At 68.4% G+C, this 14,206-nt stretch carries 11 protein-coding genes and 1 tRNA gene; 5 read left to right on the top strand and 7 right to left on the bottom strand.

Annotated features, from left to right (window positions below; translation table 11 throughout):
- The first annotated feature begins 36 nt into the window (after positions 1–36).
- Together CVV72_RS12820 and CVV72_RS12825 are read left to right on the top strand one after the other, a co-directional pair.
- Complete coding sequence (locus tag CVV72_RS12820) at positions 37–1,698, top strand: amidohydrolase (RefSeq protein WP_219152652.1); 1,662 nt, start codon at positions 37–39, stop codon at positions 1,696–1,698.
- On the top strand, positions 1,695–2,975 hold the full coding sequence (locus tag CVV72_RS12825) for an MFS transporter (protein WP_219152653.1): 1,281 nt from the start codon (positions 1,695–1,697) through the stop codon (positions 2,973–2,975). Before CVV72_RS12820 ends, CVV72_RS12825 begins: the two co-directional genes overlap by 4 nt.
- A gap of 112 nt (positions 2,976–3,087) precedes the next feature.
- Here the strand turns inward: CVV72_RS12825 and CVV72_RS12830 are convergent, their stop codons facing one another.
- The 5 genes from CVV72_RS12830 to CVV72_RS12850 form a co-directional block, all read right to left on the bottom strand.
- Complete coding sequence (locus tag CVV72_RS12830; protein ID WP_219152654.1) at positions 3,088–4,662, bottom strand: succinic semialdehyde dehydrogenase; 1,575 nt, start codon at positions 4,660–4,662, stop codon at positions 3,088–3,090.
- Between the two features lie 13 nt (positions 4,663–4,675).
- On the bottom strand, positions 4,676–6,304 hold the full coding sequence (locus tag CVV72_RS12835) for a GMC family oxidoreductase (RefSeq protein WP_219152655.1): 1,629 nt from the start codon (positions 6,302–6,304) through the stop codon (positions 4,676–4,678).
- Between the two features lie 117 nt (positions 6,305–6,421).
- Complete coding sequence (locus tag CVV72_RS12840; protein ID WP_219152656.1) at positions 6,422–7,261, bottom strand: LLM class F420-dependent oxidoreductase; 840 nt, start codon at positions 7,259–7,261, stop codon at positions 6,422–6,424.
- Positions 7,262–7,305: 44 nt separating this feature from the next.
- Positions 7,306–8,472, bottom strand: coding sequence for a CaiB/BaiF CoA-transferase family protein (locus tag CVV72_RS12845; RefSeq protein ID WP_219152657.1), 1,167 nt, complete (start codon positions 8,470–8,472; stop codon positions 7,306–7,308).
- Positions 8,469–9,626: an acyl-CoA dehydrogenase family protein gene (locus CVV72_RS12850; protein WP_219152658.1), complete on the bottom strand. Its 1,158-nt coding sequence runs from the start codon at positions 9,624–9,626 to the stop codon at positions 8,469–8,471. Before CVV72_RS12850 ends, CVV72_RS12845 begins: the two co-directional genes overlap by 4 nt.
- Before the next feature lie 102 nt (positions 9,627–9,728).
- Between CVV72_RS12850 and CVV72_RS12855 the strand changes: the two genes are divergently transcribed.
- Both CVV72_RS12855 and CVV72_RS12860 read left to right on the top strand, forming a co-directional pair.
- Positions 9,729–10,073 carry a hypothetical protein gene (locus CVV72_RS12855; protein WP_219152659.1) on the top strand — a complete coding sequence of 115 codons (345 nt, stop codon included), beginning with the start codon at positions 9,729–9,731 and terminating at the stop codon, positions 10,071–10,073.
- A gap of 62 nt (positions 10,074–10,135) precedes the next feature.
- Positions 10,136–11,509, top strand: coding sequence for a hypothetical protein (locus CVV72_RS12860; protein WP_255632664.1), 1,374 nt, complete (start codon positions 10,136–10,138; stop codon positions 11,507–11,509).
- Here the strand turns inward: CVV72_RS12860 and CVV72_RS12865 are convergent.
- Complete coding sequence (locus tag CVV72_RS12865) at positions 11,506–12,165, bottom strand: S1 family peptidase (protein WP_219152660.1); 660 nt, start codon at positions 12,163–12,165, stop codon at positions 11,506–11,508. The genes CVV72_RS12860 and CVV72_RS12865 overlap by 4 nt on opposite strands.
- Positions 12,166–12,241: 76 nt before the next feature.
- Complete coding sequence (locus tag CVV72_RS12870; protein WP_219152661.1) at positions 12,242–13,264, bottom strand: LLM class flavin-dependent oxidoreductase; 1,023 nt, start codon at positions 13,262–13,264, stop codon at positions 12,242–12,244.
- Positions 13,265–13,504: 240 nt separating this feature from the next.
- On the opposite strand from CVV72_RS12870, the gene CVV72_RS12875 reads away from it, so the two are divergent.
- Positions 13,505–13,588 (top strand) — tRNA-Leu (locus CVV72_RS12875).
- Positions 13,589–14,206 lie beyond the last annotated feature (618 nt).

A 14,206-nucleotide genomic window follows, 5' to 3' on the forward strand; every position in this document is an offset into this window, starting at 1 on the left:
GCCCCACTTCACCGACGAACCCCTGGAGTCCGCGCGATGCGTCTGCTGCCCCTCGATCGTTCAGTCCTCGACGCGAGAGCGACGATCCTGCTTCCCGACGAGCTGGTGACCGTCGACGACGCCACCGAAGGCGCCGAAGCGGTGCTCGTGTTCGGCGAGGAGATCGCCGCGGTCGGCTCGGTGGACGAGTGCCGCACCCGCGCCGCGGGCCTTGGCCGCCCCGAGCCGGAGGTGCGACGGCTGCCGGGCACGCTTCTGCCCGGATTCATCGATCCGCACGCGCATCCCTTGATGTACGGGCAGATGATGACCTGGGTGGACTGCGGCCCCGAGCGCGCGTCGGCCATTCCCGAGATCGTCGCACTGCTGCGTGAGGCGGCCGAGAACACCCCGGCGGGCAGGCCCGTCCGCGGTTACGGCTACGAACACCGCAACCTCGCCGAGAAACGCCATCCCCGCAAGGAAGAACTCGACGCGGTCGCCGAAGACCGCGAGGTCTACCTCATGAACGCCAGTGGTCACGGCGGCGTGGTCAACAGCTTCACCTTGCGGCGCAACGGCGTCACCCGTGACACCCCGGATCCCGACGGCGGGGTGTTCTTCCGTGACGAGCACGGTGAACTCACCGGGGAGCTGTCGGACGCGGCGTGCAACATCCTCACCGGCGTCACCGGGGTGAAGGTCGGGCGGCACGGGCCCAACTTCCACCTCGAGGACGAGCCGGAGGAGCACGCGCGGCAGCTGGCCGCCGCGCAGGAGAAGTTCCTCGCCGCGGGAGTGACCGCGATCGGCGACGCGCAGGTCACGCGCCGCGAATTCGACATGTACCTGCGGCTGGACGAGGCCGGCCTGCTCAAGACGCGTGTCCACATGTACCTGCTGTCGCATCTGCTCGACCAGGCGCTGGAAATGGGACTGCATGGCGCTTTCGGCACCACTCGGCTCGCGTTCGCGGGGATCAAGTTCTACGCCGACGGCACGCTCGGCGGCTGGACCGCGTACTTCCCGGACGGCTACGTCGGCGATCCGTGCCGCACCGGGCAGCTCTACCACGACCCCAAGGACTACTCCGCGCTGATCGGCAAGGCGCACAAGGCCGGGCTCCAGACCGCGACCCACGCCCAGTCCCCCGACGCGATCGCCATGGTGCTCGACGCCATCGAGGACGCGCAGCGGCGAAATCCCCGGCCGGACGCCCGTCACCGCATCGAGCACTGCGGGTTGCCGTCTCCGGAACAGATCCAGCGCATGGCCGAGCTCGGCGTCCATCCCGTCAACCAGCCGCAGCACTACTACAACTGGGGCGAAGGCGTCACCGACGCCGTCGGCACCCCGGGCGAGCGGTTCAACCCTCTCGGCGAATTCCAGGCGGCGGGTGTGCCGGTCACGCTGAGCTCGGACGCCCCGGTCGCGGAGCCGAACCCGCTCGAAGCCATCCAGACCGCGGTGACCAGGACGACCCGCCGCGGGCACCGGCTCGGTGGGGACGACCTGCTGATCGACGTCCGCTCGGCCGTCGCCGCGCATACGATCGCCGGTGCCAGGGTGCTCGGCCGGGAACGCGACCTCGGCTCGATCACGCCCGGCAAACGCGCCGATTTCGTGCTGCTCGGCGAGAATCCCCTCACCTGCGAGCCGGACCGGATCGCCGGTATCCGCGTGGTGGAAACCTGGATCGACGGCGAGGTGGCCCGATGACCGTTCAGACCGGCACCCAGTCGCTTCGCCGAGCCCGCCGGGCCGGGCTCGCGGCCTTCGTCGGCACCACCATCGAGTGGTACGACTTCTACATCTACGCCACGGCGGCGAGCCTGGTCTTCGGCACCGTGTTCTTCCCCGAAACCGGCGACCGGCTGACCGGGGTCGCGGCGGCCTTCGCGACCTACGCGGTCGGGTTCTTCGCCAGGCCGCTCGGCGGCATCGTGTTCGGGCACGTCGGCGACCGGGTGGGCCGCAAGACCGCGCTCGTGGTGACCCTGACCATGATGGGCGCGGCGACCTTCCTCGTCGGCTGCCTGCCCGGATACGCGCAGATCGGCACGTGGGCGCCGATCCTCCTCGTGGTGCTCAGGTTCGTCCAAGGGCTCGCCGTCGGCGGCGAATGGGGCGGCGCCGTGCTCATGGCCGTGGAACACGCGCCACCGGACAAGAAGACCTTCTACGGCGCCTTCGCGCAGGCAGGAAATCCGGCGGGCGCGCTGCTGGCCACCGGTCTGTTCAGCCTCCTGAGCACCGGCGGCACCGAATGGCTCACCACGTGGGGCTGGCGGATCCCGTTCTTCGCGTCCGTGCTGCTCATCGGCGTCGGCCTCATCGTGCGGCTGAAGGTCGAAGAGTCCCCGGTCTTCGAGGAGACCGTCGAAGAAAACGGCGTACCGATCCTGTACGCCGTCCGGACGAACTGGAAGCCGATCCTGCTGGGCATCTGTGTGCTGCCCGTCGCGGTCGGCGGCTACTACCTGGTCACCACCTTCGCGACGGCGTACGCGACCGACCCGGCCGTCGGCGTCTCCGAATCGCTCGTGCTCAACGCGCTCACCATCGCCGCGTTCGTCGAACTGGTCGTCAGCTTCGGCGCGGCCTGGCTCGGCGATCGCTTCGGCCGCGTGCGGGTGGTCGTGATCGGCCTGATCGGTGTCGCCGTCCTCGCGGCTCCGCAGTTCCTGGTGCTCTCGACCAAGAACGCGGCGCTGATCATCGCGGCGTTCGTGGCGATGCGCCTCGCGATGACGGCGACCTACAGCCCGATCGCCGCCGTCCTGTCGCAGATGTTCCGTCCGCGGGCGCGCTACACCAGCATCTCGCTGTCGTACCAGCTGGCGGGCGCGCTCTTCGGCGGCCTTTCGCCGTTGGTGTCGACGCTGCTGTTCCAGGCGACCGGCAGTATCTGGCCGGCGATCGGCCTGCTGATCGGCATGTGCGTGCTGAGCATCGTCTGTGTGCTGGCCGCGCCGCAGCACACCGACGAGGTCTAGCCGGTCGCGCCGATACAGCCCGATGTCCCCAATGTCGCATCAGGGACACTGAGTGTCTCCAATGCGACATTGGGAACTGACCGGTTCCCGATCCACCGCACACCGACTCCGTCTAGCGGATACGCAACCGTCGCATGAGTTTCAGCCCGGACAGCATCCCCTCGACGTACTTCTCGTAGGTCTGGCCGCCGCGGGGACCCATGACCTGCTTCTTGAGCACCGCCACGTTCTTGACGTCGGTGTACTTGAGCAGGCCCTGGTCCCCGTGGCGGGCCCCCACGCCCGAATTCTTGACACCGCCGGACGGCGTCCCCTTCGAGGCGTACGCGGTGGCCAGGATGTCGTTGATGTTGACGTTGCCGGACTCGATCCGCGCGGCCACGGCACGCGCGGCGCCGACGTCGGTGCCCCACACCGAGGCGTTGAGGCCGTACTCGGTGTCGTTGGCGAGTGCGACGGCCTCGTCGACCGTGCGGTACTTGTGCAGTGCGACAACGGGTCCGAACGTTTCGGTGACGCCGCAGAGCATGTCCTTCGTGACACCTTCGAGGATCGTCGGTTCGAAGAACGCCGGGCCGAGGTCGGGCCGCGGCTTTCCTCCACAAAGGACGGTCGCACCCTTTGCCACGGCGTCGTCCACATGGGACTTGACCCGGCTCATGTGGTCGATGGAGACGAGCGAGCCCATGTCCGGCCCGAAGTCGTAGGCGGCGCGGACGTCGAGTGCCTTGGTCTTGGCCACGTACGCGTTCTTGAACTCGTCATAACGGGACTCGGGCAGGTAGATCCGCTCGATGTGCATGCAGATCTGCCCGGTGTTGCCGAAAGCGCCGAAGATCGCGCCCTGCACGGTCTCGGCGAGGTCGGCGTCTTCGAGCACGATCATCGGGTTCTTGCCGCCGAGTTCGAGGCAGCAGCCGATGAGGTTGCGGCCCGCCCGTTCGCCGATCACGCGGCCGGTCGCGGTGGAACCGGTGAACATCACGTAGTTCGCCTGATCGATGAGCGTCGGGCCGACGTCCGGGCCCTCGCCGCACACGACCTGGAACAACCCCTTCGGCAAACCCGCGTTCTCCAGCAGCTCGACGCCGTAGAGCGGGGAGAGCGCGGTCTTGTTGTCGGGTTTCAGCACCACCGCGTTGCCGGCCATCAGCGCCGGAATGGCGTCGGAAATGCCGGTGGCGAAGGGGAAGTTCCACGGCGCGATGATCCCGACCACGCCCTTGGGCTGCCGGATCTCGGTGGACGTCGTCAGGAACGGGACCGGCCCGCCCCGTTTGGTCGGTGCCAGCAGTTTGGCGGCCCGCGTGAGGTAATGGCTCATCACCATCGCCGGGTCGCAGGTCTCCTCGATCGCCATCCGCCGGTTCTTGCCGCTCTCGACCTGGATGAGGTCGGTGACGGCCGGCGCGTTGTCGACGAAGAGCGTGTGCGCCCGTTTGAACACCTCCAGCCGCTGCTTGAGCGGTGTGGCGGCCCACTTCTCCTGCGCGGCGCGCGCGGTGGTGAACGCCTGCTCGATGTCGGCGGGGGTCGACTGGGGCAGCTCGACGAGCACGTCACCGGTGTAGACCTCGGTGAGCTTCCAGGTCGTGCCGGACGAGCCCGGCACGCGAGCGACGAGCCGTCGGAGGAACGCGTCGGTCACCGACGCCGGTCGGGTGAGCGCGAGCGGTGTGACGGTCATGGTCCTCTTTCCGTCAGTTGTCCGAGAGGACGAGCTGCGCGCCCATCTCGCCGATCATGATGGCGGGCGCGTTGGTGTTGCCGCCGGTGATCGACGGCATGATCGAGGCGTCGCAGACCCGCAGGCCGTCGACCCCGCGCACCTTCAGGTCCGGCGTGACGACCGCGAGCTCGTCGACGCCCATCCGGCAGGTGCCGACGCCGTGGTAGACCGATGTCGCGCGGTTCAGGATCGCGTCGCGCAGCTCCTGGCCCCGCAGCGACTCGCCCGGATGGAGTTCTTCCTTGATCGAGCCGTTGAAGGCCCCCGACGCGAAGATCTCGCGCACCATCTCCGAGCCCTCGCCGAGCAGCTCGAGATCGGCCGGGTCGGACAGGTACTGCGGGTCGATGAGCGGCGCCGCCGTGGGATCGGCCGAAGCGAGGCGCAGCGTGCCGCGGCTCTTCGGGTAGATCAGCGTGGTCAGCACGGTGAGCGCGGGCCGTTTGTCGACGTCGTGGCGGATCGGCGCGTCCTGGTTGGGCGTCACGTACGCCCACGGCAGGAGGTGCAGCTGGAGATCGGGCACCTCGGTGGCCTGGGAGGTCTTGAGGAAGGCGACCGCCTCGAAGACCGAGTTCGCCAGGAACGTCGTCCCGGGCCGCAGAAGTTCGCTGACGAGGCCGCGCGCGAAGTACGGCGGCGTGCCCCGGTTCTTGCTCGACGACGCGCGGAACGTCAGGGCGTGGAACATGTGGTCGTGCAGGTTGTCGCCGACCGGCAGGTCCGCGACGACGTCGATGCCGTGCTCCTTCAGGTGTTCGGCGTGGCCGATCCCGGACAGCATCAGCAGGTGCGCGGACCCGACGAAGCCCGCCGAGAGGATCACTTCCTCGCCCGCGCGGATGATTCGCTGTCCCCCGTTCGCGTCGACGACCTCGACGCCGGCGGCCCGGCCGTTCTCGATGACCACCTTCTTCGCCAGCACGCCGGACTGGACCTGCAGCGTGGCGGGCGCGAGATGGTGGATGTAGCCGCGAGAGGCGCTGTACCGAAGGCCGTCGGCGGCGTTCTGCTGCATCCGGCTGACGCCCTCTTGGGACTCGGCGTTGTAGTCGTCGAGGATCTCGCAGCCGATCGCGTCGGCGGTCGCCTGGAGGAACTGGAGCGTGCCCTCCTGCGGGGTCTTGTTGCGGGTGACCCGGATCGGCCCGCCCGCGCCCCGGAACTCGGTCTCCCCGTCTTCGAAGTCCTCCATCCGCTTGTACGCGGCGTTGACGCTGTCTGCGTCCCAGCCCTTGTTGCCCTCGGCGGCCCACGAGTCGAAGTTGGCGCGGTTGCCGCGGACGTAGACCATGCCGTTGATGGAGCTGGAACCGCCGACCACCTTGCCGCGCGGCACCGGCATCCGGCGATCGAGAACGTGTTTCTGCGGCACCGAGTAGTAGCCCCAGTCGAACGGTTTCTTGAGCTGGGGCACCGCGTGCATCGGGCCGACCAGCCCCGGCTTCCTGACGAGCAGCTTGTCGTCGCTCTTGCCCGCCTCGAGCACGATCACGCTGGCACCGGCCTCCGCCAGCCTGCCGGCGATCGCGGCGCCCGAGCTGCCCGATCCGACGACCACGTAGTCGGCCTCGTCGCCGCGCGCAGCCCTGTTCGCCATGTCCGCTCCTCGGTCCGCCCACCGTGCAGAACTATAACCTGTTCTAGTTCTGTCACCGTATAGCGAGACCGGCCGGTTCCGCAACGGGCGGTCGCTCCCCGGCCGGCCTTCGAGACCTCAGCGCAGCGGTTCGAGCACCTTCGCCAGCGGCTCCAGCACGGCGGGGGTGTGCGGCGGCGGCAGGTAGATGATCGCCAGGTCGAGGCCCGCTTCACCGAGGGCTTCGGCGTCCGCGGCGACCTTGGCGTAGTCGCCGTCGGTGCCGAGGCGGACGTGCGAGGACAAGGTGATCTCCTTCGGATCCCGGCCGATGTCCGCGCAGTGCCGGTGCAGCACCTCGCGCTTGTGCGCGAACTCCTCCGGCGTGCCGCCGACGAAGTTCCAGTGCTGGGCGTACTTCGCGGCCGTGCGCAGGGTCCGCTTCTCGCCGCTGCCGCCGATGCAGATCGGCGGATGCGGCTTCTGCACGCCCTTCGGTTCACAGCGGGCGTCGGTCAGCTGGTAGTGCTCGCCCTGGAACGTGGTGGTCTCCTGGGTCAGCAGTCCGACGAGGATCTCGCAGGCCTCCTCGAACCGGTCACTGCGTTCCTTGATGGTGCCGAGTTCCATGCCGTACGCGCCGGATTCCTCCTCGTTCCAGCCCGCGCCGACGCCGATCTCCAGGCGGCCGCCGGAGACGATGTCCAGTGTCGCGGCCATGTTCGCGAGAAGCGCGGGGTGGCGGTAGTGGATCCCGCTGACCAGCGTGCCCAGCCGGAGCCGTTTCGTGGCCTGCGCGAGCGCGGTGAGCGTCACCCACCCTTCCAGGCACGGACCGGTCGAATCCGAGAAAATGGGATAGAAGTGATCGAAGGTCCAGCCGGATTCGAAGAGTTCGATCTCGTCGGCGGCCTGCCAGACGGCGAGCATGTCGGACCAGACGGTGTCCTGCGGCGAAGTCTTGATGGCGAATCGCATGATCTCGAGCGTAAACCTGGAGTTCCTCCAGTCGCTCCCGGAATTCAGCGGGCGATGCCCCGGCGAAGGTAGTCGTCGGCGTCCACTCCGGACTCGACGAGCAAGGCCCGCGTGTGTTCGCCCAGCGCCGGAACGTCGCCCATGCACGCCTCGAAATCGTCGAACGTCACCGGTGGCAGCAAAGCGTCGATCCGGGCGAATTCGGTGCCGACCTCGCGCCAGCGATCACGGGCCCGCAGCTGGGGATGCTCGGCGACCTGGGCGACGTCCTTGAGCTGGGCGGCGGGAACCCCGGCCGCGGCGAGCCGTTCGTCGAGTTCGCTGGTGGACCACAGCGATGTCCTCGCGGCGACGGCGGCGTCGCACTCGGCACGGTGGGCCACGCGCTGCACGTTCGTGGTGAAGCGCGGGTCGTCGGCGAGTTCGGGCGCGTCGAGGACATCGGTGGCGAGGGTGCGCCAGCCGGTGTCGTTCTGGACGCCGATCAGCATCTGGCCGTCGCGTGTGGGAAAAGCGTCGTAGGGCGCGATCGAACTGTGGCTCAGGCCCATCCGTTCGGGCTCGGTTCCGGCGTACATCCGGGTGTTGAGCGCGTAGCCCATCCATTCGACGGTGGCCTCCAGCATGGAGACCTCGATCGTCGCGCCCTCGCCGGTCCGCCAGCGGCGCAGCAACGCCGCCAAAACCGCCTGCGCGCAATACATCCCCGACGCGATGTCCGCGGTCGGAATCCCGGTCTTCGCCGGCGCGTCCGGGGTGCCGGTGATCGCGATGAGCCCGGCCTCGGCCTGGATCAGCATGTCGTAGGCCTTGCGCTGCTCCATCGGCCCACCCGAGCCGAATCCGGACAGGTTCACCACGACCAGCTCCGGGTGCGCCGCGCGCAGGTCACCGAAACCGAGCCGCTCCGCCGCGCCTGGCGCGAGGTTCTGGACGAACACGTCGGCCTTCGAGACCAGCCGCCGGACGACGTCACGGCCTTCGGCGGTCTTGAGGTCGACGGCGAGAGACTCCTTGCCCCGGTTGAGCCACACGAAATGCGCGCCGCTCCCGTGCACGGCGTGATCGTAGGCGCGCGCGAAATCCCCGCCGTCGACGCGTTCGACCTTGATCACGCGCGCGCCGAGATCGGCGAGATTGCGGGTGGCCAGCGGAGCGGCGACGGCCTGCTCGACGGCGACGACCGTGACCCCTTCGAGCGGCCGGGTCATGCTTTCTTCTTCTCGGCCCGCACCAGGCCACCGCCGATGATCAGCCGCTGGATTTCGCTCGTGCCCTCGTACAGCCGCATCAACCGGACGTCACGGTAGATGCGTTCGACCGCGACCTCGCGCATGTACCCGCTGCCTCCGTGGACTTGCACCGCGAGGTCGGCGACCTTCCCGGCCATTTCGGTGCAGAACAGCTTCGCCGCCGACGGCGCGATCCGCCGGTCCTCTCCCGTCACGTACAGCCGCGCGGCATCACGAGCGAGCGCCCGGCCGGCGAGCACACCGGTCTGCTGATCCGCGAGCATCGCCTGCACCAGCTGGAAATCCCCGATCGGCGCCCCGCCCTGGGTCGCCGTCGCGGCATACGAGACCGACTCGTCGAGCGCGCGCTGCGCCGTCCCGACCGCGAGACCCGCCAGGTGGATCCGGCCGCGCGCCAGCGACGTCATCGCCGCCTTGTACCCGACCTCCCCGTCTCCGCCGACCAGCGCCTCCGGCCCGACGCGGACCTGCGAGAACGTCACGTCCGCGGTACGCGAACCCTCCTGCCCCATCTTGGCGTCCTTCGCCCCGACCGTGATGCCGGGCGCGTCGGCAGGCACCAGGAACACCGCGATACCGGTGTCGATACGCGCGAAGACCACGAACAGCCCGGCCTCGGTGGCGTTGGTGATGAACTGCTTGCCGCCGTCGATCACCCAGCCGTCGCCGTCCGGCTTCGCGCTGGTCCGCAGGCCGGCCGGATTGGATCCGGCACCCGGCTCGGTGAGCGCGAACGACGCGACGACCTCACCTGACGCGATACCCGGCAACCACCGCGCCCGCTGTTCGTCCGTGCCGAACCCGACCAGTACCTGTCCGGCGATCCCGTTGTTCGTCCCGAACATCGACCGCAACGCCAACGACGTGTAACCCAGCGTCATCGCCACCTCGACGTCCTGCACCGGATCGAGGCCGAGCCCACCCCACTCCTGTGGTATCGCGTACCCGAACAACCCCATCTCCGCGGCCTGTGCCCGCAGGTCGGCCGGGATGGCGTCCGTGCTCATGATCTCCAGCTCACGAGGCATCACGCGGGTGCGGACGAAGTCGTCGATCTGCGCGAGAACGTCCGCGAACACGTCCTCTGGGACGTCGGGGTTGCCGGTGTACATGTCCTCACTATCGATCACCGGCCGGACTTCGGTCCACCTGCCGGAGTGGATCCGGCCGCGAGACCTATCGGAAATGTCGATCTTCGTCCTAACGTCGTTCCCATGCGTACACGTACCGCTTTCCTCGCCATGGCCTCCGCCGTCACCCTGTGCTTCACGATCCCCGCGACCGCGTCCGCGGCCGAAGGCGAATTCACCTACCGCTACTACGACGAAGACGAAGAGATCCAGGTCGGCACGCTGGTCGATCCGCCCAGCGGCGAATGCATAGAGATACCCGAAATAGCCGACTGGGACGTCGACGCGTTCCGTCCGCGCAACGACACCGACTCGACCGCGGTGGTGTTCTTGGACGACGATTGCGCGAGCGATTCCTATTTCTCGCTCCGCCCCAACGGCGGCCGCGGTTCGGACAGACTTCTCCTCCGCTCGGTCATCTTCAGTTAGGCCGAGCGGACCTCGACACCGCATCCCCCGGCGGCGAAGGATGAGGCACGGGGGTGGTCGTGATGGCCCGACGTGGTCTCGTTCTCCTGGCCCTGTTCACGATCTTTCTGGCGCTGCTGGTTCCCCGCGCCGCGGCCGCCGAGCCGGTCACCAGGTACGAGGGCGAACTCGAAGGCGCGCGCTATCTGGTGCTGGTTCCGGAAAACTGGAACGGCACGCTCATGCTGTGGAGTCACGGGATGTACTCCCTGGCCTATCCGGAGCCAGAGCGGATCGCGCTGACCTCACAGCCCACCACGGAGTCGTATCTGCTGGAGCAGGGCTACGCGCTGGCCGCGTCCCAGTACCGGACCGTGCGCGGCTGGTCGATCGAGGAGGCGCTGACCGACCAGATCCGGTTGCACGACTGGTTCTCCCGCACGGTCGGCCCACCGCGGCGGACCATCGCGACGGGCGAATCGGTGGGAGCGATCACCGCGACCCTGCTCGCCGAGCGGAACCCGCGGCGGTTCGCCGGTTTGATGACCTTCTGCGGCAACCTCGCCGGCGGGGCCGCGCACTGGAACTCCGGTCTCGATCTCGGGTTCGCACTGAACACGCTGCTCGACGCACGGCTGGACCTGGTGCGGATCGCCGATGCCGCGGCCAACGCGGGCCGGTTCACCGACGTGGTACGGGCCGCCACCGCGAACCCGCAAGGCCGGGCCCGGCTCGCACTGGCGAACGCGCTGGCCGAAATCCCCGGCTGGTTCGACGCCACCCGGCCCCGGCCGCGGTCCGTCGCCGATCAGGTTTTCTGGCAGGGCGTCTGGGATCGCTTCTACCGCGTCAGCGCTTTCGGCGTGGACCGGGTCGCGCTGGAACAGCGCGCGGGCGGCAACCCGAGCTGGAACGTGGGCGTCGACTACCGGCGGATCCTCGCGAAGGCAGGCGAGCGGCCGCTGGTGGAACGGGCCTATGCGGAGGCGGGCCTCGATCTCGCCGCCGACCTCGAAAAGCTGGCGAAAGCGCCGCGAGTCACGCCCGATCCGGCCGCGGCAGGCTATCTGGCGCGGTTCGGGCTGCCGCTGGGACGCACACCGGTCCCGGTGCTGACCATGCACACCGTCGCGGACGGCACCGCGCCGGCGGCGCACGAACGCGCCTACGCCGAACGAGTCGGGCCGGGCGGCGATCTCCGTCAGCTGTTCGTGAATCGCGCCGGCCACTGCGTGTTCACCGCGTCCGAGGAGATCACCGCCCTGCGCACGCTGGAGCGGCGGCTGGACGCCGGGCAGTGGCCGTCCAGCGGGCCTGCCGCGTTGAACGCCGAAGCGGGCAAGCTCGCGCCCGAGCACCAGACGATCTTCGATGCCGTCGGAGAAGCGCGGGTGACGACAACTCCGGCGTTCGCGCGGCACTCCCCTCCCCCGTATCCGAGGGTCCAGCCGTTCTAAGCGCCGGTGAGGATCGTCAGCCCGTAGGCCGACAGCACGCGGTTGACCGGGACGAAGTAGGTGGTGCCGCCGCTGGAGCAGTTCCCGCTGCCGCCGACCAGCACTCCCTGCGCCTGCGTCCCGCTGACGAACGGTCCGCCGTTGTCCCCCGGCTCGGCGCACACGGAGGTCCGGGTCAACCCGGTCAGCGTTCCTTCCGGGAAGGTGATCGACACGTTCTTCGCCTGGATGGTGCCGCAGTGCCAGCCGGTGGTCGCGCCGTATCGGCACACCGACGCGCCGACCGGGGCCTCGACCGAACCGGTGATGGTCACACGGCTGCCGGTGGGCGGGATCGAGCCCACCAGCCGCCAGTCGGTCGTATTGGTCACGCGGATGACGATCACGCCGGTCGGCGGGGCTTGCGTGCCGACGACCACCCCGACCACCCGGCCCGCGCTGCGGATGGTGTCGCCGGGCCTGCCGCAGGCGGAACTCGCGATCAGGTAGCCGGTCTTGCCCTGCACGGCGGCGAACCCGGCCGTACACCGCGTCGCGGCGCTGCTCTGCAACACGCTCCCGCCGCCGAGCGGGGCGGGAGCGCTCGCTTGCGCGGTCGACGGCGAGGCCAGACCGAGGGCCAGGACCAGGCAGGAAAGGGATCGGGGCAGTCTCACGGGACCCTCCGATGGCCGGGGATGCCCCGATCGTAACGAGCGAGGCGCCCCGGCCCATCCGCCGAACCGCGCATTCTCAGCGCCAGCCGAGCTCCGGCGCGACGTGCTCGAGGATGCTCTCCAGCACGTGCGCGTTGTACTCGACGCCGAGCTGGTTCGGGATGGTCAGCAACAAGGTGTCCGCGGCCTGGATCGCCTCGTCCTCCTTGAGCGCCCGCACCAGCTCGTCCGGCTCGGCGGCGTACGACCGGCCGAAGATCGCCCTGGTCGTCTCGTCGATCATGCCGACCTGGTCCCGAGAGTCCCGATCGCGGGCGAAATAGGCGCGGTCCAGGTCGTTGGTCAACGCGAAGATGCTGCGGCTGACCGACACCCGCGGCTCGCGCGAGTGGCCTGCCTTCTTCCAGGCTTCGCGGTAGGCCTCGATCTGCTTGCGCTGCTGGACGTGCAGCGGCTCCCCCGTCTCGTCGTCCTTGAGCGTGGAACTCTGCAGATTCATGCCCTGCTCCGCCGCCCACACCGCGGTCGCGTTCGAACTGGACCCCCACCAGATCCGCTCGCGCAGCCCCTCGGAGAAGGGCTCCAGCCGCAACAGCCCCGGCGGGTTGGCGAACATCGGCCGCGGATTCGGCTGCGCGAACCCCTCGCCGTCAAGCAGCTTGAGGAAGACCTCGATGCGCTGCCGGGCCATGTCCGCGACGGTCTGCCCCTCCGCCGGGCCGTAACCGAAGTAACGCCAGCCGTCGATCACCTGCTCCGGGGATCCCCGGCTCACTCCGAGCTGGAGCCTGCCCCTCGAAATGAGGTCGGCGGCGCCCGCCTCCTCCGCCATGTACATCGGGTTCTCGTAGCGCATGTCGATCACGCCGGTACCGATCTCGATCTTCGACGTGCGCGCCCCGATCGCCGACAGCAACGGGAACGGACTGCCCGCCTGCCTCGCGAAGTGGTGCACACGGAAGTACGCGCCGTCCACGCCGAGCTCCTCGGCCGCGACGGCCAAGTCGATCGACTGATGCAGGAAGTCGGCGGCGGACCGCGTCTCGGAGTACGCGCTCGCCGACCAGTGGCCGAAGGACAGGAAACCAATCTTCTTCACGCCCGTGTAAGCGCTCGGTGACCGGGTTTGATTCCCGGCCACCCTCCCCGACTGGTCACTTTCGGCAACCCATCGTCACTCTTCGCACTTTCTGATCCCGACCTGGGAACATGCGGCCCCATGGGGGTGCGGAAGTTGTCAGAGGGTAACCGATCATCGTCTCAATGTAGGTCTGCGTGACGATACGGACCCCCCTGATTGAGGCCTCCGATGCGACGTATACTCTTCTCACATCAGCAAGTCCGAGTGGCGGAATGGCAGACGCGCTAGCTTGAGGTGCTAGTGTCCTTAACGGACGTGGGGGTTCAAGTCCCCCCTCGGACACCGATTTAGGTGAGATCTCACCACTTGCGAGAACCTTCACTCAACACTACCGAGTGAAGGTTTCTTCTTTTTCAGGGATCTGTGAATGTCGCCGGGGGTGGGACGACAGGCCGCCCGGCGGATGCGGATCACCTCAGGCACCGGAGGCGCTGTGGGAGTTCTCGCTCCCTGGCGCGGCTCGAACAAGTACGCCATGCCCAAAAGGCCTGTTAAGCTGCGGGTCTCCGCGACGACAGCGATCAAGCGGCACTGCCGCAAAACCCGGTGACCGCTATACCCACCACGAACGAAAGCAACATCGTTCCCATCGTCGCGCGAACCGGCGCTACAGTGCAGTTGCACCACCCTCGATACCCTCAGCGCCGCCTACGCTTCGCACCGCCACGGGCGAGACTTCGCACTCCAATTCGGCACTGACCACAGCACCTCAGCCATCTGGCCGCTCATCTTCGACGGCCTCCTCATGATTGCCACCGTCGAGCTCTGGGAACCCGCCGACGCTGACCGAACACGAGACCGCATGGCTAGCGTTCATCTTCGAAATCTCGCGTCTAGCTGTTCCACCGTGGTGAGATTGAGGTCGATCATTGTCTTGAACACGCCTTCGACCCCGACCAT

It is taken from the genome of Amycolatopsis sp. TNS106 (genome assembly GCF_019330265.1).
GTDB lineage: Bacteria > Actinomycetota > Actinomycetes > Mycobacteriales > Pseudonocardiaceae > Amycolatopsis > Amycolatopsis lurida.

Coding starts and splice junctions, on each gene's coding strand:
- CVV72_RS12820 (WP_219152652.1), top strand. CDS start 37: ATGCGTCTGCTGCCCCTCGATCGTTCAGTCCTCGACGCGAGAGCGACG.
- CVV72_RS12855 (WP_219152659.1), top strand. CDS start 9,729: ATGCGTACACGTACCGCTTTCCTCGCCATGGCCTCCGCCGTCACCCTG.
- CVV72_RS12840 (WP_219152656.1), bottom strand. CDS start 7,261: ATGCGATTCGCCATCAAGACTTCGCCGCAGGACACCGTCTGGTCCGAC.
- CVV72_RS12860 (WP_255632664.1), top strand. CDS start 10,136: ATGGCCCGACGTGGTCTCGTTCTCCTGGCCCTGTTCACGATCTTTCTG.
- CVV72_RS12845 (WP_219152657.1), bottom strand. CDS start 8,472: ATGACCCGGCCGCTCGAAGGGGTCACGGTCGTCGCCGTCGAGCAGGCC.
- CVV72_RS12825 (WP_219152653.1), top strand. CDS start 1,695: ATGACCGTTCAGACCGGCACCCAGTCGCTTCGCCGAGCCCGCCGGGCC.
- CVV72_RS12850 (WP_219152658.1), bottom strand. CDS start 9,626: ATGTACACCGGCAACCCCGACGTCCCAGAGGACGTGTTCGCGGACGTT.
- CVV72_RS12835 (WP_219152655.1), bottom strand. CDS start 6,304: ATGGCGAACAGGGCTGCGCGCGGCGACGAGGCCGACTACGTGGTCGTC.
- CVV72_RS12830 (WP_219152654.1), bottom strand. CDS start 4,662: ATGACCGTCACACCGCTCGCGCTCACCCGACCGGCGTCGGTGACCGAC.